The following is a 22,105-nucleotide window of genomic DNA, read 5'->3' as shown; positions in this document are numbered from 1 at the left end:
CCGCGAACGCCGCCACGTCCGTCACCGCCCGCGCGTCGGACCGGACGAGCGCGGTCCGCTCCTCCTTCACGTACACGGCGGTGGAAGCCGACGGGGACACCACCGACGTGCCCAGTGCTACCGCCCCTCGCGACCCGGCCGCCGCCGCACCGGCCCTGCTCTCCCCGCCCAACCCATGGCGTCGCCCGGCCCACTCGCCCAGCCGGCCCGCCGGGCCCGTCACCACGAAGTCCGCCCGGGTCCGGGCCTCGGCCTCCGCCGCCTTCGCCCCGGCGACCGTCGCCGAGGAGCCCAGCAGCGAGCCGGCCAGTGCCACGGTCACCAGGACCGGGGCCGCGACGGCGGCGGTGCGTCGTACGGACGTGGCCGCGTTCTCGCGGACCAGCAGACCGACGGCACCGGGCAGCGCCGCGCCCATCAGCCGTACGAGGGGCCGGACGAGCAGGGGCGCCAGCGCCGCGACCGCAGTGATCAGCACCATCGGCTGCGTGATGTACGTCTTCCGCTTCAGCAGCTCCACCGGATCCGTGCCCCATCTCCAGGCCAGCAGCCCCAGTCCGGCCGCCAGCAGGGCGACACCGATCACCCGGCGCGAACGGGGCAGCACCGCCGTGTCCACGGACGCCTCCCGCAACGCCTCGACGGGACCGATCCGCCCGGCCCGCCGCGCGGCGACCCACGCCCCCGCGAACGCCACCGACACACCCGTCCAGAAGGCCACGTGGTACGGCCACACGACCGAGCCCGGCAGCGCGAACCACGACGGCGCCACCCCGCCCGCCACCAGCTCCCGGATCAGCACGGGGGCGCCCCACGTGCCCAGCGCGCACCCGGCCGCCGACGCCGTGACCCCGACCGCCAGCGCCTCCCCGAGCAGCAGCCGCCGCACCTGCCCCGGCGTCGCGCCCGCCATCCGCAGCAGCCCGAACTCCCGTCGGCGCAGCGCCACGACGAAGGCGAAGGTCGACGCCGTCACGAACACCGACACGAACGCAGTGACCCCGGCGGCCGTGCCCAGCAGCGAGTTGACGGCGACCAGCGCCTCCGCGTCCCGCTCGTACGACGGGTCGACCCGCCGCCGGTCGTCCCCGGTCAGCACCCGTGCCCGCTCGCCGACGACGGCCCGTACGTCCGTGGCGGGGGCGTCCACCCCGACGGCGTCCCGCGCCGCCGTGCCGTCGGTCCGCACCGGCCCCAGCCTCCGGAGCTCGGTCAGCAGCCGCTCGTCCACAGGGTGTGGACGGGCCAGCTTCTTCGACACCCGCGCGGTACCGGAGCCCCGCTCCACCTCGACCGTGAGCGTGTCGATGCCCGCCACCACGACCGGGGAGGAGGCGAACCGCTCGGGTTCGCGTGCGGGCGGGTCCAGGGTCGCGGCGACGCCCAGCCCCATGACCGCCACCACGCCCACCCCGAGCGCGACGGCCACGAACGACCCCACCAGCGCGGCCCACCGCGCCCGCAACGACGCCAGACTCAGCACGACGACCTCCCCGAAACCACGCCCGCCACGCCGACCGAGCCCGCCGCGCCCGTCATGCCTGCCTCGCCGGCCACACCCGCACGGCCGGCCCCGCCTGCCCCGCCCGCCACTTCGGCAACCGGACCCGACCCGCTCGCCCCGGCGTCGCGCTCCAACCCCGCCATGTGCGCCGCCACCGTCTCCGCGGACGGCGCGGTCAACTCCCCGCTCACCCGCCCGTCGACGAGGAACACCACCCGGTCCGCGTACGACGCGGCCACCGGGTCGTGCGTGACCATGACCGTGGTCTGCCCCTCCCGGTCCACCAGTTCGCGCAGCAGTCCGAGCACCTCGCGGCTGGTGGTGGTGTCGAGCGCGCCCGTCGGCTCGTCGCCGAACAGCACGGCGGGCCGGGTGATCAGCGCCCGCGCCAGCGCCACCCTCTGCTGCTGCCCGCCGGACAGCTCGGCCGGCCGGTGCCCGGCCCGCTCGCCGAGCCCCACCCGGTCGAGCGCCGCGCGCACCGCGCCCCGCGACGGCCGTCGTCCCGCGAGCCGCAGCGGCAGGGCGACGTTCTGGGCGGCGGTCAGCGAAGGAAGCAGGTTGAAGGACTGGAAGACGAAGCCGATCCGGTCCCGCCGCAACAGCGTCAGCCGCCGCTCGCCCAGCCCGCCCAGCTCGACCCCGTCCACCCGCACCGTCCCGCCCGACGGCCGGTCCAGCCCCGCCGCACACTGCAACAGCGTCGACTTGCCCGACCCCGACGGCCCCATCACCGCCGTGAAGGTCCCCGCGGCGAAGTCGAGATCCACCCCGTCCAGGGCGACGACATCCCCGTACACCCGCCGCAGCCCCCGCACCCGCACGGCCGCCGAGCCCTCGACGGCCGACGTTCCTCCCGGCATCCCGGCCGCCGCCGGTGCCTGCGGCGCCGCCCCTGACGTCCCGTACGTTCCCGCCGGTCGCCACAGCCGCCCCGGTCGCCTCAGCCACCCCGGCCGCCACAGCCGCCCCGGTCGCCTCAGCCACCCCGGCCGTCCCGGTCGCGCCACCCTCCGGGGTGCCCCCGACGTGCCCGTTTCCTCTGTCCTGGTCATGCCTCCAAGCGAACCGTCCGCGGTCCGCCCGCACACGACCACTGGAGGGCGTCCCGAGGTAGGGCCAGCACTACCTCCGCCCCGCCCCCGCCATGACACGATCGAACACGTGAGTACGACCAGCACGGTGGAGCGCGCCTTCGAGGCGGCCCTCTACGCCGACACCGACGCCGCCCTCGACACCGGCGCCTCCCTGCTCGCCGCCGACCCCGCGACCGACGCGGAGGTGGCCCGGCGCGGCCGGGAGTTCGTCGCCGGCGCCTGGCGACGCGGCTGGCAGCCCGCCGACGTCGTACGCCTGGTCCGGCGTGACCTGGACGACGCCCACGTACGGCTCGCCGCGCGCCTCGTCGTCGACGAGCACGAGGAGGGGCGGGACGACGGCCCCGGGAACGGGCGGGCGCCCGGCGGTGGACGACGACGGCAGCCCCCGAGCCCTCGCTGGGCCGCACAGCTGGACGAGGCGCGGGCCCTCGCCGAAGCCGGGCCCGCGGCCGAGAACGGTCCGCGCGGCGACCGCTTCTCCCGGGCCACCACCGCGCTGGAGCTGTACCGCCTGCTCCTGCGTCTGCCCACCCTGGAACCCCTCGACCGCGCCAGGGACACCGGCGCGCACCCGCCCCACCACCCCGAGTCCCGGATGCTCACGCGCATCCGTTCTCTCCTCGCCAAGGCGGAGGCCACCGACTTCCCCGAGGAGGCGGAGGCGCTCAGCGCGAAGGCGCAGGAGCTGATGGCCCGGCACAGCATCGACGAGGCGCTGCTGGCGGCGCGCACGCACGCGAAGGACGCGCCCGGCGCCTGCCGGATCGGGGTGGACGCGCCGTACGAGACGGCCAAGGCGGTGCTCCTCGACGCCGTGGCCCGCGCGAACCGCTGCGAGGCCGTGTGGAACGAGTCCCTCGGCTTCTCCACGGTCGTCGGGTTCGAGGCGGACCTGGAGTCGGTCGAGCTGCTCTACACCTCGCTCCTCGTCCAGGCCACCACCGCGATGACGAAGGCGGAGGCGGCCCAGCGCAAGGGCGGCCGCAATCGGACCAAGACCTTCCGGCAGTCGTTCCTGGCCGCCTACGCCCACCGGATAGGCGACCGGCTGGCGGCCGCCGCCGAGGCCGAGGTCGAACGGACCGGGCGGAGCGAGCCGACCGAGGGCGAGGGCGCCGCGGAACAGGACCTGCTGCCCGTGCTCGCCGCCCGCGGCGTCGCCGTCCGCGACCGGTTCACCCGGATGTTCCCGGACACCGTGACCACCCGCGTACGAGGCGTCAGCGACGCCGCCGGCTGGCAACAGGGCGCCGAGGCGGCCGACCGCGCCCAGGTCAGGGCCCGGCCCCGGCTGCCGTCATGAGCGAGCCCCGGCTGCCGTCATGAGCCCGCCGGGGCGCCCCGTCCGTACGGCCGGCCGTCGCCCGTCGCCGCACGGGTCACCCCATGGGTCACCCCACAGGGCAGCCACGCCTCGCTGCTCAGTCGCCCACCGGCGTGAACGGCCCCACCGTCGCGTCCAGCGTCCCGCCCGACCGGAGGGCGACCTCCGCGTCCGGCCAGTCGTAGGTGTTGGCCTTCTTCTCGCCCGGCAGGCTGAAGCTCAGCTTCTCCACGTCGGCGCTCTTCTGCGCGTCCCCGGCGACCCCGCGCACGTAGGCGATGGTGAAGGTCACCGACTGGCCCTCGGCGAGGGTCATCTCGGCGTCCTTCGCCGCGCCCTCCAGCGGCGCGAGCGGCCAGGACTTCCCGCCGGCGAGCAGTTCGACGTGGGCGAGGCCCTTCAGGGTGCAGGCGGCACCGCTCTTGTTGGTGACGGTGACCGGCACGGCGCCCTCGTCGCCGGCCGCCGGCGCGGCGCTGCTCGGCCCCACCTCGAACGCGGCCCCGGCGGCGACGCACGCGGAACCCGAGCCCGCGCCCTTCCCGTCGCCGGAGGGGGACGCGGTGGTGGTTTTGCCCCCGTCGCCGGCGTCACCCCCGTCGTTCCCGCCGCAGGCGGTCAGTGTGAGAGCCGCGAGGAGCGCGGCGGCGATGGCGGTCGGAGCGGTACGCATGGAGTTCCCGAGAGTTCGTGGCTGTCGCAGCCTGTGCTGGTGTGAAGTACGAACGGGCCGCGGAACCCGCTGGTTCCACGGCCCGCCCGCCCATGATCGGACGCCCCGGCCCCGGACCCGTACGATCCCGCCGTCTCGCGGCCGGAGCCGCCCGGCGACCCGCGGCACTAGGACCCCGAGGCCGCCGTGGGCAGGTCCGTCGGGAGGCCCGAGGGGAGGGCGCCCTCGGTCTTCTGGAAGGTCTCCTTGCCGACCTTGCCCTCCCAGGTGACCGTGAGGGACTTGGAGTCCACCGAGTCGACCATGCCCGAGGTGCGGTCCTTGGTGCCGTCGGTGCACTTCAGCTCGATCATCCGCATGTTCGCCTCGTCGGAGACCTTGCCGCTGCACACCGTGCCACCGACGACGAACAGCGCGGCCTCGTCGCCGTTCACGAACAGGGCGACCGGCTTGCCGCCGGTCGTGGCGAGCCAGTTGCCCTGGAGCTTCTTGTCGCCGCCGGTGGAGCCACCGGAGTCGGTGCCGCCGTCGGCCGCGTCCGTCGCCGTGGGGGTGGCCGTCGGTTCCTTCGCCGAGGAGTCGCCGTCGTCGCTGCTGCACCCGGTCAGTACGAGCGCGGCCGCCAGCCCGGCGGCCGCGGCCCCGGCCCGCACGCGCCGACGGGCCGAAATCCTCCTCGTCGCGGTCTTCGCCGTCATCGCCGTAGTCACTGAGGTCTCCCCAAGGTATGGCCGGATCCGGTCGCCGCGGCGACAGCGGCAAGCTACCAGGAGCCCCTCGATGCCGGTTGGCCGGGAACTGCGAGAACCTCGCGAACCGTTGAGGACGACCCCGTCCGCGCACCCTGCCCGCGCACGCCGCCCGCGCACCCGACCCGCGCACGCCCCCGCGACCGCCCCTTCCGTCACCAGGACGACTTGCGCACCCCCGGCAGATACCCGGCGTGCGCCTGCTCCCGCAGGCTGACGCGGGACAGTCCGAACGCCCGGAAGTAGCCGCGCGGCCTGCCGTCCACACCGTCCCGGTTGCGGACGCGGGTCGCGCTCGCGTCACGCGGCTGCCGCGCCAGTTCCCGCTGCGCCGCGAACCGTTCGGCGTCCGTGGAGGACGGCCGCCGGATGATCTCCTTCAGCTCGGCGCGCCGCGCGGCGTACCGGGCGACGATCTCCTGCCGCTTGTCGTTCTTCGCGATCTTGCTCTTCTTCGCCATCAGACCCGCACCCCCCGGGCGCGGATCCGTGCGACGGCGGCCTCGACGCCGATGACGTCCACGGTCTTGATCCCCTTCGCGCTCAGCCGGAGCCGCACGTACCGGTTCTCGCCCGGCAGCCAGTACCGCTTGGACTGGATGTTGGGGTCGAAGCGGCGGGACGTGCGCCGGTGGGAGTGCGAGATGCGGTTGCCGAAACCCGGCTGGGCGCCGGTCAGCATGCAGTGCGCGGACAAGGGTGATGCACCTCTCCCTGCTCGGTGATGTAAATGGAATTCATTTTCAGTAAGATACCAGCATGGCACGCAACGAACTCCGCCCGGTCGTCAAGCTCCGGTCCACGGCCGGCACGGGCTACACGTACGTCACCCGCAAGAACCGCCGGAACGACCCGGACCGGCTGACCCTGCGCAAGTACGACCCGATGGCGGGCCGTCACGTCGACTTCCGAGAGGAGCGCTGACCGCGATGAAGAAGGACATCCACCCCTCGTACGGGCCCGTCGTCTTCCGGGACCGCGCAGCGAACCACGCCTTCCTCACCCGCTCGACGATGACGAGCGAGAAGACGATCGAATGGGAGGACGGCCACACGTACCCGGTGGTCGACGTCGAGATCTCGAACGTCAGCCACCCCTTCTACACGGGCACCGCGCGCGTGCTGGACACGGCGGGTCGCGTGGAGAAGTTCGAGAAGCGGTACGGGAAGAAGCGGGGCTGACCGACATGACCCAGCTGTCTGTCGCGATCGTCGGCGGGCTCCACGCCGACGCCCGGCGGGCCGCCGTCGAGGCGCTGCTCGCCGGGGTCCCGGGCAGCGTCGCGCTGCACCACGACCTGTCCACCGCCGTCGACGGCACGGTCCTGCGGACGATCCGGGACGCCGGGGGCCTCGTCTCCACCGGCGAGACCCCGCTCGTCAACGACTGCGCCTGCTGCGCCCTGCGTGAGGACCTCGTCCCCGAACTGGAGCGCCTCGCCGGGGCGGGCCTCACCCGCCTCGCGGTGGTCGAACTGTGGGACTCGGTCGAACCCAAGGCCATGGCCGAGGTCGTCGCGGCGAGCGGTCTGCCGCTGACCTCGGTGATCACGGCGGTCGACCCCGCCCTCCTGCTGCCCTGCCTCGGCAACGGCGACGACCTCGCCGAGACCGGCCTGGCCGCGGCCCCGACCGACGAACGCACCGTCGCCGACACCTTCGCCCGCCAACTGGAGTACGCCCCCGTCCTCGCCGTCCTCGACTCGGAGGAGGCGGACGAAGAGGACAGAGCCCTCCTGTCCCAACTCCACCCGACGGCGCTGCAAGTGCCCGTTCAGGGCCAGGGGGCGCCCTCGGTTCTTGAGGAGCGCGGGGAACTGCGCGACCAGCCACGACGCACCCGCACCCCGCAACGCGCCATCACCCCCATGGCGCCCCCCGGTTCCCTGCTCGCCGCAGCGCTCGCCGGGTTCGACGTGGACGCCGCCGCCGCGGCCCAGCACCCCGCCTGCGCCCTGCTCCCCACCGACGCCGACGAACACGGCGTCACCACCCTCGTCTGGCGCCGCCACCGCCCCTTCCACCCGGAGCGCCTGTACGCGGCCCTGGAGGACCTGTGCTGCGCGGCCGCCCGCAGCCGCGGCAGGTTCTGGCTGGCCGAGCGCCCGGACACCCTGCTGCACTGGGACGCCGCCGGCGGCGCCCTGTGCGTGGAGTCGGCCGGGCCCTGGCTCGCCTCGCTGCCGGACGCGGCCTGGGAGATGGTGCCCCCGGTCCGCCGCGCGGCCGCCGCGCTCGACTGGCACCCGGAGCACGGCGACCGCTGCCAGCACCTGGTCTTCACCTCGCCGGGCCTGGACCGCGACGGACTCGAACGGCTGCTGGAGTCCTGCCTGCTCACCGACACCGAGTACGCCGCCGGGCGCGAGGCCTGGGAACGGCTGCCGCGCCCCTTCGACGCCTTCCTGGAGGTCTGACCCATGGCCCGCAAGCCCGAGCGGAAGCCCGCCAAGTCCCGCCCCAACCCTTTGGACCAGGCGGGGATCACCTACATCGACTACAAGGACACCGACCTGCTGCGCCGGTTCATCTCCGACCGGGGCAAGATCCGCAGCCGCCGGGTCACCCGGGTCTCCGCCCAGCAGCAGCGGCAGCTGGCCCGCGCGATCAAGAACGCCCGGGAGATGGCGCTCCTGCCGTACTCCGCACGGTGAGCGCGTCCCACTGATCCACCACCCCCCACCCGGCCCCCGGCGAGGACCCACCACCTCGCCGGGGGCCGCTTCTTTTCCGCCAATCTGTGCGATCCGGAATCCCGCCGTCGACGGGCCGCCGTGAACCTCCGGGGGGCGCGCCACGTACGGAGAAGTGAAGAGGTGACGTGCGAAAGGGAACAGGAACGCCCCAGGACGCGTCTCTCAAGTGCCCCGGTGCTGTAATCGCCGCACCACCCCTCGTGCACGTGCATCTGACCGTGCATGCGCAGGTGCATCCGCTCATGCAACAGCACGTGAACGAAGCTATGATCCGGGGCAGTTGACTACTGCAACTCTGGCCACACCAGTGCCAAGGCGCATCGAGCGCACCACTGCACCACCCCGGGGAGACACCTGTGGACCACGACGTGTACGGCGTGGATGATGTGTACAACGGCATGGCCGCGACGGAGCTGACCGAGCTCCACGCGGTGGCCTGGCAGAAGAGCCGGCACAGCAACTCGCAGGGGAACTGCGTGGAGTTCGCGCGGCTGCCCGGCGGTGACGTGGCGGTGCGGAACTCCCGGTTCCCGGACGGGCCCGCGCTCGTCTACACCCGCGCAGAGATCGAGGCGATGCTGCTGGGTGTGAAGGACGGCGAGTTCGACCACCTGATCCACTGACGCCTGCTCATGGCCGGCCGTCCGGTGGTGTGACACGCGTAGAACCGCGGCGCGGAAGTGCGCCGCGGTTCGTCAGCGGTCCGAGGCCGGGGCGCCGCCGCTCGCGGGCGGTACGCGGAAGAGCGCCCACACCACCTTGCCGCTGAGCGTGCCGGCCAGCGGATGCCAGCCCCAGCTGTCCGCGAAGGAGTCGACCAGGAACAGTCCGCGTCCCGACTCCGCCGAGAAGTCGTCCGAGTCCCGTGCGACGGGGCTGTCATGGCTGGGGTCGCGCACCGCGCACACCAGCCGCTCCGTCCAGCGCATCAGATGCAGCCGTACGGGAGGTTCCTGGGCGGGGCGGTGCCCGTTGACCGAGGGCAGGCCGTGCCGCAGCGCGTTGGTGACGAGTTCCGAGACCACGAGGCAGATGTCGTCGAACCGATCGCCCATGTGCCACTGGTCGAGCGTGCCCCGTGTGAACTGCCGTGCCTCGCGCACCGCTTCGTACCGGGGTGGGAGCGCACAGGACGCGGCGTCGGACACGGTCGCGGGATCGAGAGGCGGAAGTCCCTGCCGTAAGGGTTCGAGCATGGTCGATCCATTCGTCCCCATGCGAGGCACTCCCGAGTGTTCGCGGTCATAGCGATGCAGCGGTGCGCGGGACCATGGTTTCGGATGCGTACAGCAGATGCAAGGGCAGATGCACGTGCACGCGCCCGGAATGGACCCGGCGGTACCGGTTCCTGAACATTTCTTCTGTCACTCTGTTCCCGGAAACCGGGCGTGGACCGACGACTCGCCGGTGGTTTTCGGCGACCTCCACCGACTCTCCACCCCATCTTCGACCGCCCGTCGAGTTCTTGGCGCTCTCGGCCCCTCCTCGCCCCACCCGTCCCAGGTGTTGAAGACTTTCCATTTCTGTAACCGGGCGAGTGCGGATCGGAGTGGTTTAGTGGCAGACTGCGGCCCTTGAAGAAGTTGGGGAGGCTGGACGAACGTGGGCGCCGGTGAATCGAGCGGGTCGGTGGTGAGGCGGATGCTGCTGGGCTCGCACCTCAGGCGGCTGCGCGAGGCACAGGGAATCACCCGGGAGAAGGCCGGGTACTCGATCCGCGCCTCCGAGTCGAAGATAAGTCGGATGGAGCTCGGCCGGGTGAGCTTCAAGACCCGTGACGTGGAGGACCTGTTGACCCTCTACGGCGTCACAGACGAGGCCGAGCGCACCTCCCTGCTCTCCCTCGCCAAGGAGGCGAACGTCGCCGGCTGGTGGCACAGCTACTCCGACGTCCTGCCCAACTGGTTCCCCACCTACGTCGGACTCGAGGCCGCCGCCCACCTCATCCGCTCCTACGAAGTGCAGTTCGTGCACGGTCTGTTGCAGACCGAGGCGTACGCCCACGCGGTCGTGGCCCGCGGCATGAAGGACGCGAGCGACGCCGAGATCGACAAGCGGGTCGCCGTCCGTATGGAGCGGCAGAAGTACCTGGTCTCCGAGCGGGCCCCCGAGTTCCACTGCGTCCTCGACGAGGCCGCCCTGCGCCGCCCGTACGGCGACCGCGAGGTGATGCGCGGTCAGCTCCAGCACCTCATCGAGATCTCCGAGCGCCCCAACGTCTGCCTCCAGGTGATGCCGTTCGGCTTCGGCGGGCACTCCGGCGAGAGCGGCGCCTTCACGGTCCTCAGCTTCCCCGAGTCCGACCTCTCGGACGTCGTCTACCTCGAACAGCTCACCAGCGCCCTCTACCTGGACAAGCGCGAGGACGTCGCCCAGTACGAGCGGGCGATGAAGCAGCTCCAGAACGACAGCCCCTCCCCGGCGGAGAGCCGTGACCTGCTGCGGGGGCTGCTCCAGCTGTCCTGAGGCCCGCGGGCCCCCGTGAGTCTTTCGGGATTGCCCCTCAACTCCCAGTGCACAGACGTACGATGACGCGTGATCACATCGTCATGCACTGTCGTGTGCGTACGGGTGTCCGTCCCGGGCGCGAGGGATTGAGGGTTCACATGTCGTCCTACTTCACCGATCTGGCGCAGCAGTACATCGGCGGTGAGTGGCGCCCCGGCACCGGCTCCTGGGACATCATCGACTTCGACCCCTACGACGGCGAGAAGCTCGCGTCGATCACGATCGCCACCGTCGACGAGGTGGACGAGGCGTACCGGGCCGCGCGGGACGCCCAGCGGGAGTGGGCCGACGTCAACGCCTACGCCCGTCGCGCCGTGTTCGAGAAGGCCCTGCGGGTCGTCGAGGAACGCGAGCAGGAGATCGCCGAGGTGATCATCGCCGAGCTGGGCGGGACCCGCCTCAAGGCCGGCTTCGAACTGCACCTCGCCAAGGAGTTCCTGCGCGAATCGATTCAGCTGGCTCTGCGCCCGGAGGGGAGAATCATCCCCTCGCCGGTCGAGGGCAAGGAGAACCGCCTCTACCGCGTGCCGGTCGGGGTGGTGGGGGTGATCAGCCCCTTCAACTTCCCGTTCCTGCTCTCCCTCAAGTCGGTCGCCCCGGCCCTCGCGCTCGGCAACGGTGTCGTGCTGAAGCCGCACGAGGACACCCCGGTCACCGGCGGCACGCTGGTCGCGAAGATCTTCGAGGCGGCGGGTCTGCCGGCCGGCCTGCTGAACGTCGTCGTCACCGACATCGCCGAGATCGGCGATGCCTTCGTCGAGCACCCGATCCCCAAGGTCATCTCCTTCACCGGCTCCGACAAGGTCGGCCGCCATGTCGCCACCGTCGCCGCCTCGCACTTCAAGCGGGTGGTCCTCGAACTGGGCGGCAACAGCGCCCTGGTGGTGCTGGACGACGCGGACGTCGACTACGCGGTCGACGCGGCGGTCTTCTCGCGCTACGTCCACCAGGGCCAGGTCTGCATGGCCGCGAACCGCGTCCTGGTGGACCGCTCGGTGCAGGACGAGTTCACCGAGAAGTTCGTGGCGAAGGTGAAGGCGCTGAAGACCGGCGACCCGCGCGACCCGGGCACGGTCATCGGCCCGGTCATCAACTCCTCGCAGGCCGACGCCCTGACCACCGTCGTCGACCAGGCGATCGCCCAGGGCGCCACGGCGCTCGTCCGCGGCACGACCACCGACAACCTGGTCGGGCCGAGCGTCCTCACCGGCCTCCCGGCCGACTCCCCCCTCCTCCAGCAGGAGATCTTCGGCCCCATCGCCTTCCTCATCCCCTTCGACGGGGAGGAGGAGGCGGTCCGCCTCGTCAACGACACCCCGTACGGCCTGAGCGGCGCCGTCCACACCGGGGACGTCGAGCGGGGTGTGCGTTTCGCCCAGCGGATCGACACCGGGATGTTCCACGTCAACGACGGTACCGTCCACGACGAGCCGATCGTCCCCTTCGGCGGCGAGAAGCACTCCGGCCTCGGCCGCCTGGGCGGCGAGTCCACGGTGGAGGCGTTCACCACCCAGAAGTGGATCTCGATCCAGCACGGCCGCAGCCGCTTCCCGTTCTGACGCCGTCCGGCTGATCGTCCGCTCGGGTTTCGTACGCCCCGCGTACTTGCGGACCATACCTGTCCGCAAGGGCCCGTAGCTTCGGAGGTGTCAGAGGGGCTCACCGGAGCCCGGACCCGACGAAAGGCGGCCGTCATGGTCACGCACGTGCAGGCAGAGGCGAAGGGCGACGAGCGGGGGGCGCTGCTCGCCTTCCTGGCGGAGCAGCGTGGCGGCCTGCGGCGGACGCTGCTCGGGCTGACCGACGAACAGGCGGGCAGCCGGCCGAGCGCGAGCGAGCTGTCCCTGGCCGGGCTGGTCAAGCATGTCGCCGAGGTCGAGCAGGGCTGGATCGCCCGCGCCAAGGGCGAGCCCGCGGCGGTGCAGCGGGACGAGTCGAACTGGCACGAGTGCTTCACCCTCGTCGGCGACGAGACCGTCGAGCAGCAGCTCGCGTACTACGAGAAGGTGGCCGCCGAGACGGAGGCGTTCGTCCGCGCGGTGCCCAGCCTCGACGACACCTTCGAACTGCCGGCGGCGCCCTGGCACCCGCAGGACGAGACGCTCTCGATGCGCTGGCTGTGCCTGCACCTGATCCGTGAGACGGCCCGGCACGCCGGGCACGCCGACATCATCCGGGAGTCGCTGGACGGCGCGACCGCCTTCGAGCTGGTGGCGAAGGAGCAGGGCTCCGGCTGGGGCTGACCCCGCGGGGTCCTACGCTGGGCCCCATGTCAGCGATCCGTCTTCTCGTGCTGGGCGCGGTGCGCCAGCACGGGCGGGCCCACGGCTACCAGGTGCGCAACGACCTGGAGTACTGGGGCGCGCACGAGTGGTCCAACGCCAAGCCCGGCTCGATCTACCACGCCCTGAAGCAGATGGCGAAACAGGGACTGCTGCACGCGCACGAGATCGCCCCCTCCACCGTCGGCGGCCCGCCGCGCACCGAGTACGAGATCACGGAGAAGGGCACCGCCGAGTATCTGAGCCTGCTGCGGGAGTCCCTCCTCGCCCACGACCAGAAGCCGGACGTGCTCTCCGCGGCGCTCGGCTTCATGGTCGACCTCGACCGCGAGGAGGTCCTCGGACTCCTCCAGCAGCGGGTGCGCACCCTCAAGCAGTGGCGCGCCGCGGTCACCGACCACTACACCCCCGAGGACGGCACCGCCGAGCTGGGCCACATCGGCGAGATCATGAACTTCTGGCTCCACTCCGCCGACGCCGGCGCCGAGTGGACCCAGGGGCTCGTCGAGCGGATCCGCGGCGGCGCCTACACCTTCGCCGGCGAGGGCGAACCCTTCGTCGGCGTCCTGACCGAGGGGCAGGAGAACCCGTACGCGACGGGGCAGCGGCATCCGGAGGACACCCGCTGATCAAGTTTGACTAACGCTTCGCCCTGCTTTACCGTGACTCTGTAGTCAAACTTGACTAGTAACTCGGGTCGCCAGTGAGGGGACCGGTGGGGGAGTGGGGACAGTGGCCGACACGGCGATCACCGTCGAGGGCGCACACAAGAAGTACGGCGACAAGAAGGCGCTGGACGGGCTCGACCTCACGGTCGCCTCCGGCACCGTGCAGGGCGTGCTCGGGCCCAATGGCGCGGGCAAGACGACCCTGGTCCGGATCCTGTCCACCCTGCTGCGTCCCGACGCGGGCCGTATCCGGGTGGCCGGGCACGACGTGGTGGCACACGCGCGTGAGGTGCGCCTGCGCATCGGCCTCCTCGGCCAGCACGCGGCACTCGACGAGGAGCTCGGCGGCCGGCAGAACCTGGAGATGTTCGGCCGCCTATATCACCTGGGCGCCCGCCACGCGCGCGTGCGCGCCGACGAACTCCTGGAGCGCTTCGGCCTCACCGACACCGGCCGCAAGCCGGTCGGTCAGTACAGCGGCGGCATGCGGCGCCGCCTCGATCTCGCCGCGTCCCTCATCGCCGAACCGGAGGTGCTCTTCCTCGACGAACCGACCACCGGCCTCGACCCCCGCGGCCGGGCCGAGGTGTGGACGTCCGTCCGTTCCCTCGTCGGAGGCGGGACGACGGTCCTGCTCACCACCCAGTACCTGGAGGAGGCCGACCGGCTCGCCGACCGCATCGCGTTCGTCGACGGCGGCCGCGTCGTCGCCGCCGGCACCGCCGACGAGCTGAAACGCCTGACCGGCGGCGACCGCGTCGACGTCGTCCTGCGCGACGCCGGACAACTCGGCGCCGCCACGGCCCTGTTGCCGGTCCCGCAGGACGCCGTCTCCGTGGACGCCGACCGCCGCCGCCTCAGCGTCCCCGTCACCGACCGCATGACGGCCCTGGCCGGCGTCGTACGGGCCCTGGAGGACGCAGGGATCGAGGCCGAGGACATCGCCCTGCGCCGCCCGACGCTGGACGAGGTGTTCCTGCACCTCACCGGGGACGACCGGGCCGGGCACCACCGAGTGAGGGAGGCCGTATGACCCCGTACGCGCTCGTCGACTCCTGGACCATGACCCGCCGCGAACTCGCCCACTGGGCGCGGCGGCCGGTCCAGGTCCTGGTCGCCCTGGTCTTCCCCGTCATGATGCTGCTGATGTTCGGCCACCTCTTCGGCGGCCGCGGCGTCGAGGGCGGCTACATTCCCTACCTGGTGCCCGGCATGCTCGCGCTGACCATGGCGTTCGGCCTCGAAGGGACCATGATCGCCGTCACCCGGGACCTCGACAAGGGCGTCATCGACCGCTTCCGGTCCATGCCGATGGCGAGCGGCGCCGTCCTGGTGGGCCGCGCGACCGCCGACATGCTCCAGTCCGCGCTGAACCTCGCGGTGATGCTCGGCGTCGGGTACGCGCTCGGCTGGCGCGCGCACGGCGGGGCCGGGGCCCTCCTCGCGGCCGTCGGCCTGCTGCTGCTCCTCCGCTTCGCCATGCTGTGGATCGGCATCCACCTCGCGATGATCGCGGGGAAGCCGGAGATGGTGCAGGCCGTGCAGATCCTGGTGTGGCCCGTCGGCTTCCTCTCCAACGCGTTCGCCACCCCCGAGACCATGCCGGGGTGGCTGGGCGCCGCCGTCGAGTGGAACCCGCTCTCGGCGACGGCCACGGCCGTACGGGACCTGTCCGGCGACCAGGGCGCCACCTCCGCGTCCTGGGCCGCCGAACACGCCGTCCTCCTCGCCGTGGCCTGGCCCCTGGCCCTGACCGCCGCCTTCTTCCCCCTGGCGGTACGGCGGTTCTCCCGCCTCGACAGGTAGCCGGTCCCAGCGAGTGGCCACGAGTAGCCAGGGGAGCGGCCGGGACCTGGCGTGCAAACGGTCCGCTAGTGGTGGAAGCCGGTCGCGGCTGCCTTGTCGCGGGTGATCGGGTGCGCTTGCTTGCGCAGTTCGGGCAGCAGCCGCCCCAGATCCTCCACGAACAGCTCGGCCAGGTCGGAGGAGAACCCGTTGCGGCACACCACGCGCAGCACGGACAGGTCCTGCCGGTTCTCCGGGAAGGTGTACGCCGGCACCAGCCAGCCCCGCTCGCTCAGCCGCCGCGCCACGTCGAACACGTCGTACGCGGTGACGTCGTCGGTGGTGGTGAAGGCGAACACCGGCAGCTCGTCGCCCCGTGTGAGCAGCCGGAAGTCACCGAACGCGGCCACCTGCTCGGCGAGCCCGGTGGCGACGTCCCGCGTGGACTGCTGCACCGCCCGGAACCCCTCGCGGCCCAGCCGCAGGAAGGTGTAGTACTGCGCGACGACCTGGGCGCCCGGCCGTGAGAAGTTCAGCGCGAAGGTCGGCATGTCGCCGCCCAGGTAGTTCACCCGGAACACCAGCTCCTCGGGCAGCTCGGCGGGCGACCGCCACAGCGCCCAGCCCACACCGGGGTACACCAGCCCGTACTTGTGCCCGGAGGTGTTGATCGACGCCACCCTCGGCAGCCGGAAGTCCCACACGAGGTCCTCGTCGAGGAACGGCGCGACCATGGCGCCCGACGCCCCGTCGACATGCACGGGCACGTCGAGCCCCGTGCGCTCCTGCAACTCGTCGAGCGCCGCGCACAGCTCCGCGATCGGCTCGTAGGACCCGTCGAAGGTGGACCCGAGGATGCCCACGACCCCGATGGTGTTCTCGTCGCACAGCGCCGCGGCCGCCGCCGGATCGAGGTGGAACCGGTCGCCCTCCATGGGCACCTGCCGGGCCTCCACCTCCCAGAAGTTGCAGAACTTCTCCCAGCAGACCTGCACATTGACGCCCATGACCAGGTTGGGCCGGGCGCCCGAGGAGGGGTACCGGTCGGCGTTGCGCTGCGCCCACCGCCGTTTGAGGGCCATCCCGGCGAGCATGCACGCCTCGCTGGACCCGGTGGTCGAGCAGCCGACGGCCGTGTCGGGGTCCGGGGCGTTCCACAGATCGGCGAGCATCGCCACACAGCGCCGCTCCAGCTCGGCCGTGCGCGGGTACTCGTCCTTGTCGATCATGTTCTTGTCCCGGCACTCCGCCATCAGGATGCCGGCCTGCGGCTCCATCCAGGTGGTGACGAAGGTGGCGAGGTTCAGCCGCGCGTTGCCGTCCAGCATGAGTTCGTCGTGGACCAGCTGATACGCCGTGGAGGGCGTCAGCGGGCCGTCCGGCAGCCGGTGCTTCGGCGGGGCCTCCGCCATGCCGGCGACCGGGTCGGCCGCGCCGTAGAAGGGGTTCATGGCGATCCGCCGGCGGCCGTCGTGATGCCGGTCGTCCGGGGCGAGGGGGTCCCATCGGTGCAGTGGCATGTCTTCGACGGTAGGTGCGGTACGGGGGACTTGCACCTCACGCGACGTGAGGACCCAGGCTGGACGGTGACCGAAGGGAGGAGCGGAACATGAGCCACACCGTGGGGCAGGTCTCCGGATTCGCCGGGATCACGGTGCGCACGCTGCACCACTACGACGAGATCGGACTGCTCGTACCGAGCGAACGCACCCACGCGGGGCACCGCCGTTACAGCGACGCCGACCTCGACCGGTTGCAGCAGATCCTGTTCTACCGGGAGCTCGGTTTCCCCCTCGACGAGGTCGCGGCCCTGCTCGACGACCCGGAGACGGACCCGCGGGCGCACCTGCGCCGCCAGCACGAGCTGCTGACCGCCCGGATCGAGAAGCTGCAGAAGATGGCCGCGGCCGTGGAGCACGCCATGGAGGCACGGAAGATGGGAATCAACCTCACGCCCGAGGAGCGGTTCGAGGTGTTCGGGGACAAGGACCCCGAGCAGTACGCCGAGGAGGCCGAGCAGCGCTGGGGCGGCACCGACGCGTACGCCGAGTCGCAGCGACGCGCCGCCTCGTACACCAAGGACGACTGGAAGCGCATGCAGGCCGAGGTGGCCGACTGGGGCGCGCGCTACGACGCCCTGATGACCGCCGGTGAACCGGCGACCGGCGAGGCCGCGATGGACCTGGCGGAGGAGCACCGCCTCCACATCTGCCGCTGGTTCTACGAGTGCCCCCACGACATGCACCGTTCCCTCGGTGAGATGTACGTCGCCGACGAGCGGTTCAAGGCGTTCTACGACTCCATGCGCCCGGGGCTCGCGGAGCACCTGCGGGAGGCGATCACGGCCAACGCCGCCCGTGCGCGCCCCTGACCACACAGCTTGGTCCCGGGGCGGGCACAGGGCACTCTGGAGGAGCCCGTGGAACCTGAGGGGGTGACCGTGCGTTGATAGCTTTGGTCACCCCTGTGGGTCCTCACCCGCAGGCCCTCAGTTGCCTCTCACCCCCCAGGAGCCCGGAACCGTGACGACGATCGCCCTCGGACCGAGCTGGCTGGACCCGGATTATCTGCTCGACTCGTTCGGGATCTGGGGCCTGCTCGTGATCGTGTTCGCCGAGTCCGGCCTCCTCATCGGCTTCTTCCTGCCGGGTGACTCGCTGCTGTTCACGGCCGGCATGCTCATCGCGACCGATGTGCTGGACTTCCCGCTGTGGGCGGCCATCGTGCTGATCTGCGTCTCGGCGATCCTGGGAGACCAGGCGGGCTACATGTTCGGCAAGAAGGTCGGCCCGTCCCTGTTCAAGCGGCCCGACTCCCGCCTGTTCAAGCAGGAGAACGTCACCAAGGCCCACGAGTTCTTCGAGAAGCACGGCCCGAAGTCCCTCGTCCTGGCCCGCTTCGTGCCCATCGTGCGTACCTTCACGCCGATCATCGCGGGCGTCAGCGGCATGAAGTACCGCACGTTCCTGATCTTCAACGTCGTCGGCGGCGTCCTCTGGGGCGCCGGCGTCACGCTCCTCGGCTCCTGGCTCGGTCAGATCGACTTCGTCCGCAAGAACATCGAGGCGATGCTGATCCTCATCGTCCTCATCTCGGTGCTCCCGATCATCATCGAGCTGCTGAAGGCCCGTAAGGCGAAGAAGAACCAGCCCGAACAGCCCTCGGCCGCCGCCCCGGTGATGGACGACGCGACGACCCAGCTCCGCCGTGTCCCCTCCGCCGACCAGGACCAGTCGCACGCCCAGCAGCCCCCGCACCAGCAGCAGTACGACCAGCACCAGGGCTACGACAACCAGGGCTACCAGGGCTACCCGAACCAGGGCTACGACCACGGCGGCCACCAGGACTACGGCTACCAGCAGCCCCCGCAGCAGCCGTACGCCCCGCAGCACCCCCAGGGCAACCAGTACCCGCAGGACCACAGCCAGGGGCAGAACCAGGGCCACAACCAGGGCTACCAGGGCCACAACCAGGGCTACCAGGGGCAGAACTACCCGCAGTACTGACCCGCCCCGCCCCGAACGCCGCGCCCTTGTCACCAGGGGCGCGGATCGTTTTTCCGGGGCGCGGATCGCTTTCAGGGGCGCGGGGAACCGCGCGATCGGCCCGTGACGACCCGCGGCCGCCCACGAACAGCCGCCCCGAGGGGCAGGCGCTCAGAACCCCCGCGTCCGCTTCGCCGCCTTGCGTCCCGCACGAGCCGCCCCCGGCAGGAACAGCCGGAACAGCTCCGACCCGAGGTTCACTCCGATCGCGATCGCCATGGCCAGTGCCGCCGCCTTCGTCAGCGACACCAGCCCCGCGTCCACGTCGTTCTGCGCGAACGCCAGCAGCCCGAAGTACGTCGCGGAACCCGGCAGCAGCGGCCCGATCGCCGCCGTCGTGTACGGCAGCGCCGACGCGAACCGGTACCGGGACAGCAACTGCCCGAACAGCCCCACCAGACCCGCGGCCACCGCCGTGGACGCGACCGGCGAGATCTCGCCCGCGTAGTGCATCGCCCCGTACACCGACCAGGCCACACCCCCGTTGAGGGTCACCGCCAGCACGGTGGATCGTTCCTGCTGGAGCAGGACCGCGAAGGTCAGCGACAGCAGCATCGACGCCACGAGCTGAAGCACGGGCCGCTCGGCGGTGCTCAGCGCCGCGTCCGGGTTCAGCTGGGCCCCCAGCTTCACCCCGAAGTACAGGACGAACAGCACCCCCACCACGATGCCCACGAACAGGTACATGACCTCCAGCAGACGGGCGGAGGCGGTGATGTAGAAGCCGGTCAGCCCGTCCTGGACGCCCGCGACGAGCGCCCGCCCGGGCAGCAGGGCGAACAGCCCACCGGTGATGACGGCGGCCGCCTCCACGTCCACGTGGAACACGGTCAGCAGCACGCCGATCGCCGCCGGCGGCATCGCCGCCACCAGGAACTGGTAGAACTCCGGCAGCCCTCGCCCCGAGCACACCCACGCCAGCCGGTCCCCCAGCATGGCCCCGAGCGCGGCTGCCACGAACACGACGACGCCACCGCCGACCAGCGTGGACGCGGCGCCCGCCAGCAGCCCGCTGGAGGCCGTCAGCACCCAGCCGGGATACGGGTGCCGGTTGCGCCGTATCTCCGCGAGTCGCCGGTACGCCTCCTCCAGCGAGATCACGGTCTCCGGGTCGCTGAGGTCGTCCACCAGTTGGAAGACGGCCGCGAGCCGTGTGTAGTCGGTGACCCGGCGCCGCACGATCCGCGAGGCGGTGACCGGGTCGTCCACCAGCGACGGCTGATGGGTCACCGACAGCTGGGTGAACGTCACCGTCGGCTCGCAGCGGTCCAGACCGTAGGACCGGCAGACGGCGAACATCGCCGCCTCCACGTCCTCCGCGCCCTCACCGCCCGCGAGCAGCAGCTCCCCGATACGCAGCGTCAGGTCGAGCACCCGCGGCACGGCCGGCCCCGACTCGCCCTCCGCGCGCACCGGCTCCGGCGCCGGCCGCTCCGCCACCGGCATCCGCAGCATGGTCCGCATCCGGTCCTGCCACGGCGCGTCCTTGGTGAGGCTGACGACCGGGATGCCGCCCGCCGGGGTGAACGCGAGCGGCGCCTGCTTCGCGCGGTACGTCCGCGGCGTGCTGAACGCCGACCCCTCCTGCTCCCCGGCCACCGGCTCGGGTGGCGTGAGCCCCCGCGGCAGCGCGAACTCCGAGGTCGTCTGCGACTCCGGCTCCACCGCGGCCGGCGGCACGTCCAGCCCGGCGGGGATCGCGAACTCCGACGTCACCGACGACTCGCCGTCGATCCCCGGAACAGGCCCCGCCTGGGCCGACGCTCTCACGGCGGCGAAGGCGCTGCTCGCCTCGTCCGACACCGGCTTGCGGTCCTCGCGTCCCGTCACTCCCACTCCGCCGCGCTCCCTGTACGACAGCTCCAGTACGCCTCAGTATGCGCGGCGCCACACACCGGTACGCGAACGGGCCACGCGTCCCACAAGGGGACACGCGGCCCGTTCGGTTCCACGGCCTGCAAGGCGGGAGGTCAGTGACCGCCCTGCTCCTTGAAGCGCTTGTACGATTTCTCGACCTCGGCCTCGGCCTCGGCGCGGCCGACCCAGTCGGCGCCCTCGACGGACTTGCCGGGCTCCAGGTCCTTGTAGACCTCGAAGAAGTGCTGGATCTCCAGGCGGTCGAACTCCGAGACGTGGTGGATGTCACGCAGGTGCTCCACACGCGGGTCGGACGCCGGGACGCACAGCAGCTTGTCGTCGCCGCCGGCCTCGTCGGTCATCCGGAACATGCCGATCGCGCGGCACTTGATGAGACAGCCGGGGAAGGTCGGCTCCTCCAGGATGACCAGCGCGTCCAGCGGGTCGCCGTCCTCGCCGAGGGTGTTCTCGACGAAGCCGTAGTCGGCCGGGTAGCTGGTCGAGGTGAAGAGCCGACGGTCCAGGCGGATCCGACCGGTCTCGTGGTCCACCTCGTACTTGTTCCGCGAACCCTTCGGAATCTCGATCGTGACGTCGAACTCCACCGGTGGCTCCTCCATGATCAACACATAGTTCTGGTGGTTAAGTGTCCCTCACGCAGGTGTGTGATCGCGAAAGGGGCTGGTGGTCGTGCCCGAGCCGAAGGTCTGGCGGGCCGCGAGACCGCATGTGGTGCGGGTCGCGCGCGCCGTGAAACCGGGTGTCGTGCGGCTGACGCACGCCGTGAAACCCGGTGCCGCGCGCGTCGCACGGGTGGTGAAACCCGGTGTCGTACGCGTCACGAGCGCCGTCGGCGCGCGCTCTTCGCGACTCGCGGGGAGCACGAAGAACCTCACGAACCTCCAGCTCACCGCGGGTGCTGCCACCCTGGGGCTGGTGCTCTCGGCCGGCGCCGTCCTCGCCGCCGGGCCCTGGGACTCCACCGGTCAGCGTACGGCCGAGCGCGACTGGGCAGCATCACACGGTCATGAGGGTGGCGCAGATCACGGACGTAATTCCGGTACGTCGTCCGGAACGGCCCAGGGGGCGCCCAAGCCCGCGCCGAGCGCCCCCTCCGTGCTGACCGGCCTCGGCGGCGCCTCCGGCGCGGACTCCATGCCCGGCGGCGACGCCCTCGCCGCCGTCCTCGACCCGCTGCTGGAGGCCCCGGCGCTCGGCCCCCGCCGCGCGGCGGCCGTCGTCGACGTCAAGACCGGCGAGCTGCTGTACGGCAAGGGCGCCGACGACGCGCTGACCCCCGCCTCCACCACCAAGATCGCCACGGCCGCCGCGGCCCTCTCGGCGGCCGGCCCGGACCACCGCATCGAGACCCGCGTCGTCCTGGAGCCCGGCTCCGACGAGGTCGTCCTCGTCGG

General features: G+C 71.8%; 25 protein-coding genes. 15 read left to right on the top strand and 10 right to left on the bottom strand.

Going from position 1 to position 22,105, the window contains the following annotated elements; genetic code table 11:
- Together AOK15_RS27095 and AOK15_RS27090 are read right to left on the bottom strand one after the other, a co-directional pair.
- Window positions 1-1,483: ABC transporter permease (locus AOK15_RS27095; RefSeq protein WP_055520981.1), on the bottom strand; the 1,483-nt coding region annotated here is incomplete at its 3' end.
- Window positions 1,477-2,367: an ABC transporter ATP-binding protein gene (locus tag AOK15_RS27090; RefSeq protein WP_240508610.1), complete on the bottom strand. Its 891-nt coding sequence runs from the start codon at window positions 2,365-2,367 to the stop codon at window positions 1,477-1,479. The genes AOK15_RS27090 and AOK15_RS27095, both read right to left, overlap by 7 nt.
- Before the next feature lie 301 nt (window positions 2,368-2,668).
- Between AOK15_RS27090 and AOK15_RS27085 the strand changes: the two genes are divergently transcribed.
- On the top strand, window positions 2,669-3,907 hold the full coding sequence (locus AOK15_RS27085; protein ID WP_055520980.1) for a DUF2786 domain-containing protein: 1,239 nt from the start codon (window positions 2,669-2,671) through the stop codon (window positions 3,905-3,907).
- Window positions 3,908-4,025: 118 nt separating this feature from the next.
- Here AOK15_RS27085 and AOK15_RS27080 read toward each other — a convergent pair whose 3' ends face one another.
- The 4 genes from AOK15_RS27080 to rpmB all read right to left on the bottom strand — a co-directional run bounded on the left by AOK15_RS27080 (window position 4,026) and on the right by rpmB (window position 6,047).
- Entirely contained in the window at window positions 4,026-4,601 is a 576-nt protein-coding gene (locus AOK15_RS27080; protein WP_055520979.1) for a DUF4232 domain-containing protein, read from the bottom strand.
- A gap of 167 nt (window positions 4,602-4,768) precedes the next feature.
- A complete protein-coding gene (locus tag AOK15_RS27075) occupies window positions 4,769-5,299 on the bottom strand; it encodes a hypothetical protein (protein ID WP_055520978.1) in 531 nt (176 codons plus the stop codon).
- A 206-nt stretch (window positions 5,300-5,505) separates the two neighbouring features.
- Window positions 5,506-5,811, bottom strand: a complete 306-nt coding sequence (gene rpsN, locus AOK15_RS27070; RefSeq protein ID WP_055520977.1) for a 30S ribosomal protein S14 — start codon at window positions 5,809-5,811, stop codon at window positions 5,506-5,508.
- Window positions 5,811-6,047, bottom strand: coding sequence for a 50S ribosomal protein L28 (gene rpmB / locus AOK15_RS27065; protein ID WP_055520976.1), 237 nt, complete (start codon window positions 6,045-6,047; stop codon window positions 5,811-5,813). The genes rpsN and rpmB overlap by 1 nt, the downstream gene beginning before the upstream one ends.
- Window positions 6,048-6,109: 62 nt before the next feature.
- Here rpmB and rpmG point away from each other — a divergent pair, with 62 nt between their 5' ends.
- The 5 genes from rpmG (at window position 6,110) to AOK15_RS27040 (ending at window position 8,668) form a co-directional block, all read left to right on the top strand.
- Window positions 6,110-6,274 (top strand): 50S ribosomal protein L33, encoded by a 165-nt coding sequence (gene rpmG, locus AOK15_RS27060; RefSeq protein WP_055520975.1) that lies wholly within the window; start codon window positions 6,110-6,112, stop codon window positions 6,272-6,274.
- A 5-nt stretch (window positions 6,275-6,279) separates the two neighbouring features.
- Window positions 6,280-6,531 carry a type B 50S ribosomal protein L31 gene (locus AOK15_RS27055; protein WP_055520974.1) on the top strand — a complete coding sequence of 84 codons (252 nt, stop codon included), beginning with the start codon at window positions 6,280-6,282 and terminating at the stop codon, window positions 6,529-6,531.
- A 5-nt stretch (window positions 6,532-6,536) separates the two neighbouring features.
- A complete protein-coding gene (locus tag AOK15_RS27050; protein ID WP_055520973.1) occupies window positions 6,537-7,766 on the top strand; it encodes a CobW family GTP-binding protein in 1,230 nt (409 codons plus the stop codon).
- A gap of 3 nt (window positions 7,767-7,769) precedes the next feature.
- Window positions 7,770-8,003 (top strand): 30S ribosomal protein S18, encoded by a 234-nt coding sequence (rpsR, locus tag AOK15_RS27045; RefSeq protein ID WP_055520972.1) that lies wholly within the window; start codon window positions 7,770-7,772, stop codon window positions 8,001-8,003.
- A gap of 398 nt (window positions 8,004-8,401) precedes the next feature.
- Window positions 8,402-8,668: a DUF397 domain-containing protein gene (locus AOK15_RS27040; protein ID WP_055520971.1), complete on the top strand. Its 267-nt coding sequence runs from the start codon at window positions 8,402-8,404 to the stop codon at window positions 8,666-8,668.
- A gap of 72 nt (window positions 8,669-8,740) precedes the next feature.
- Here AOK15_RS27040 and AOK15_RS27035 read toward each other — a convergent pair whose 3' ends face one another.
- Window positions 8,741-9,241 (bottom strand): ATP-binding protein, encoded by a 501-nt coding sequence (locus AOK15_RS27035; protein WP_055520970.1) that lies wholly within the window; start codon window positions 9,239-9,241, stop codon window positions 8,741-8,743.
- Between the two features lie 445 nt (window positions 9,242-9,686).
- On the opposite strand from AOK15_RS27035, the gene AOK15_RS27030 reads away from it, so the two are divergent.
- The 6 genes from AOK15_RS27030 (at window position 9,687) to AOK15_RS27005 (ending at window position 15,309) form a co-directional block, all read left to right on the top strand.
- Window positions 9,687-10,511: a helix-turn-helix domain-containing protein gene (locus tag AOK15_RS27030; RefSeq protein ID WP_055520969.1), complete on the top strand. Its 825-nt coding sequence runs from the start codon at window positions 9,687-9,689 to the stop codon at window positions 10,509-10,511.
- A 140-nt stretch (window positions 10,512-10,651) separates the two neighbouring features.
- Entirely contained in the window at window positions 10,652-12,112 is a 1,461-nt protein-coding gene (locus tag AOK15_RS27025; RefSeq protein ID WP_055520968.1) for an aldehyde dehydrogenase family protein, read from the top strand.
- A gap of 135 nt (window positions 12,113-12,247) precedes the next feature.
- Complete coding sequence (locus AOK15_RS27020; RefSeq protein WP_055520967.1) at window positions 12,248-12,796, top strand: DinB family protein; 549 nt, start codon at window positions 12,248-12,250, stop codon at window positions 12,794-12,796.
- 26 nt (window positions 12,797-12,822) lie between these two features.
- Window positions 12,823-13,464, top strand: a complete 642-nt coding sequence (locus AOK15_RS27015) for a PadR family transcriptional regulator (RefSeq protein ID WP_055520966.1) — start codon at window positions 12,823-12,825, stop codon at window positions 13,462-13,464.
- A 103-nt stretch (window positions 13,465-13,567) separates the two neighbouring features.
- Window positions 13,568-14,536, top strand: a complete 969-nt coding sequence (locus AOK15_RS27010; protein WP_055520965.1) for an ATP-binding cassette domain-containing protein — start codon at window positions 13,568-13,570, stop codon at window positions 14,534-14,536.
- Window positions 14,533-15,309 carry an ABC transporter permease gene (locus AOK15_RS27005; protein WP_055520964.1) on the top strand — a complete coding sequence of 259 codons (777 nt, stop codon included), beginning with the start codon at window positions 14,533-14,535 and terminating at the stop codon, window positions 15,307-15,309. Before AOK15_RS27010 ends, AOK15_RS27005 begins: the two co-directional genes overlap by 4 nt.
- A 65-nt stretch (window positions 15,310-15,374) precedes the next feature.
- Here AOK15_RS27005 and gad read toward each other — a convergent pair whose 3' ends face one another.
- Window positions 15,375-16,808, bottom strand: a complete 1,434-nt coding sequence (gene gad, locus AOK15_RS27000) for a glutamate decarboxylase (RefSeq protein ID WP_055520963.1) — start codon at window positions 16,806-16,808, stop codon at window positions 15,375-15,377.
- Between the two features lie 89 nt (window positions 16,809-16,897).
- Here gad and AOK15_RS26995 point away from each other — a divergent pair, with 89 nt between their 5' ends.
- Complete coding sequence (locus tag AOK15_RS26995; protein ID WP_055520962.1) at window positions 16,898-17,659, top strand: MerR family transcriptional regulator; 762 nt, start codon at window positions 16,898-16,900, stop codon at window positions 17,657-17,659.
- A gap of 151 nt (window positions 17,660-17,810) precedes the next feature.
- Entirely contained in the window at window positions 17,811-18,794 is a 984-nt protein-coding gene (locus AOK15_RS26990; RefSeq protein WP_055520961.1) for a DedA family protein, read from the top strand.
- A 150-nt stretch (window positions 18,795-18,944) separates the two neighbouring features.
- Here the strand turns inward: AOK15_RS26990 and AOK15_RS26985 are convergent, their stop codons facing one another.
- Together AOK15_RS26985 and AOK15_RS26980 are read right to left on the bottom strand one after the other, a co-directional pair.
- Window positions 18,945-20,663, bottom strand: a complete 1,719-nt coding sequence (locus tag AOK15_RS26985; protein ID WP_107099526.1) for a threonine/serine exporter family protein — start codon at window positions 20,661-20,663, stop codon at window positions 18,945-18,947.
- Window positions 20,664-20,803: 140 nt separating this feature from the next.
- A complete protein-coding gene (locus AOK15_RS26980) occupies window positions 20,804-21,295 on the bottom strand; it encodes an inorganic diphosphatase (RefSeq protein ID WP_055520960.1) in 492 nt (163 codons plus the stop codon).
- A gap of 85 nt (window positions 21,296-21,380) precedes the next feature.
- Here AOK15_RS26980 and AOK15_RS47290 point away from each other — a divergent pair.
- On the top strand, window positions 21,381-22,105 hold a 725-nt coding region (locus tag AOK15_RS47290; protein WP_240508611.1), incomplete at its 3' end, for a D-alanyl-D-alanine carboxypeptidase.

The organism is Streptomyces ossamyceticus, from assembly GCF_001418475.1.
GTDB lineage: Bacteria > Actinomycetota > Actinomycetes > Streptomycetales > Streptomycetaceae > Streptomyces > Streptomyces ossamyceticus.
The sequence above is the reverse complement of the archived record's forward strand: the minus strand, read 5'-3'. Positions and strand labels throughout refer to the sequence as shown.